Origin of the sequence: Pontibacterium sp. (assembly GCF_041587635.1) — a bacterium.
Lineage (GTDB): Bacteria > Pseudomonadota > Gammaproteobacteria > Pseudomonadales > Balneatricaceae > Pontibacterium.
Genome location: NZ_JBFGYC010000695.1, coordinates 1 through 1,773, shown reverse-complemented (window position 1 = coordinate 1,773; position 1,773 = coordinate 1). Strand labels below are relative to the sequence as shown.

The window sequence follows — 1,773 nt, the reverse complement described above, 5'->3', positions numbered from 1 at the left end:
TCCCTCAAACTACCCTATGTTGACCAGTCACGGGCCGTCGTTCGCGATGGTTTGGCCGTTCGGGAATCCGGCACGGGGTTAGGCGATCTGATTGTTGGCGTTCCACTCAAGCGCTATGAAAACAAACCAGCTTCCACGGGCAATATTGCGTTTACGCCAAGTATCAGGTTGCCCACGGGGAGTACCGACGATGATTTTCCGGTGGGCGATGGCAGCATCGATTTCGGCGTGAGTTTTTCGGCCAGCTTCGAGCAAGCGGACCTGTACCAGTATTACGATCTTTTCTACTGGGCAAACACGGGAGGGGAGCGAGGTATCCATGAGGGTGACGAACTGGGTCTGGATATCAATATTGGCTGGCACCCCTACCATGACAACCTGACCAATACCGGTATCTTTCTCATGCTGGATCTAAGCGCACGTCACGAAGAGCGTGGACGGGATACCGCCGGTGTGACCGGGGGCGATCGATTATCGGCCGGACCCGTATTTGTCTGGTATCGCGGTGGCGTGATGTTTCGTGCCGAGTACAAAACACCGCTGTATGAGCATCTTGAAGGTACCCAGATATCGCGCGGCGATGAATTCAGTATCGGCATCGGTTTTGTCTATTAAGGTGGGGTGATGGATATGGAGAACGTTAAAACCAACTCTTCGCTGCTGGGCGGATTCGGCCTGGCCCTGCTCGGCACCACCTGCTGTGCCTTGCCGATCGCTCTGGTGACCTTGGGCATGGGGGGTGTGGTGGCATCCCTGGTTTCTACGCTGCCCTGGTTGGCGTGGCTGTCACAGTACAAGGCGATTACCTTTTCCATAACCGCCCTGGTGCTGGCATATAGTTGGTGGCGTCTGCACCGAACCGGTCAGTGTGACCTGACGTCCGCTCGATTACTGAAATGGCAACGTCGCATCCTGGCCGCCAATTCGCTGATATTCATCGTCTCGGTATTTACCGCTTATGCCCTATTGCCCATCGCCCTGTGGCTGGATAACGCTTGATCAAAGGATAACTTATGATGATTAAATATATTTCCTTGACGCTCCTGGCCTTGCTGTTGAGTGCACCGGTCTTTGCCTCCCCGGTAGTCTACCAGGCCAATGTGGATGGATTGGCCTGCCCATTTTGCGTTTACGGTATCGAAAAGAAACTGAGTCAGCTTGATGGCGTGGAGAAGATCGAATCCGACCTGAAAACAGGCGAGCTGCGTATCCGGATGCAGGAAGGCAAAACCCTGACCGAAGCGGAAGTGCGCGCAGCGGTCAAGTTGTCCGGCTTTAGCCTCCGCTCCTTCAACCAGACAGAAACGGAGCCGGAACAATGAACAGAGCGCTACTGATCGGCTGCACTGGGTGGGGACTATTAAGCCTTGTTGGGAGCGCTCAGGCGGCTCCCATTACCTTTAACACCGCGCTGCCAGTGGCTGAGGGCAATTTTATCCTCCGCGAGCAAGCGGTGGCGATGCGCTCCGGAAGCGATCCCAGTGGCATGGGGCGTGATATGGCGGTCGACGGCGTCATCTCGGTCCTGGGCTATGGTGCCAGCGAAAAGCTGGCCGTGTTCGGCGCGCTGCCTTATCTGATCAAGGATCTGGACATACACCCCGATAGTAACCACGTCAACCGTTCCAATTCCGGTTTCGGTGATCTCACGCTGTTTGGTCGCCAAACTTTCTACCAGCGCGATTGGCCGGGGCAAACCCTGCGCGTGGCCGGGTTTGCCGGTTTGGAGGCTCCCACCGGGGAGTATGATAAGCACGATGCCCAGGGCCGCTT

The 1,773-nt window shown here is 56.1% G+C and carries 4 protein-coding genes; all 4 read left to right on the top strand.

Translation table 11 applies throughout. The annotated features are described in order from the left end of the window. Window positions 1-615: transporter (locus ABYW01_RS20840; RefSeq protein ID WP_372836457.1), on the top strand; the 615-nt coding region annotated here is incomplete at its 5' end. A gap of 9 nt (window positions 616-624) precedes the next feature. Then, complete coding sequence (locus ABYW01_RS20835; protein ID WP_372836455.1) at window positions 625-999, top strand: hypothetical protein; 375 nt, start codon at window positions 625-627, stop codon at window positions 997-999. Window positions 1,000-1,013: 14 nt separating this feature from the next. Beyond that, the gene (locus ABYW01_RS20830; protein WP_372836453.1) at window positions 1,014-1,322 is read left to right on the top strand and encodes a heavy-metal-associated domain-containing protein; all 309 of its coding nucleotides are present in this window, start codon (window positions 1,014-1,016) and stop codon (window positions 1,320-1,322) included. Beyond that, a partial coding sequence (locus ABYW01_RS20825; protein ID WP_372836451.1) for a transporter occupies window positions 1,319-1,773 on the top strand: 455 nt, incomplete at its 3' end. The genes ABYW01_RS20830 and ABYW01_RS20825, both read left to right, overlap by 4 nt.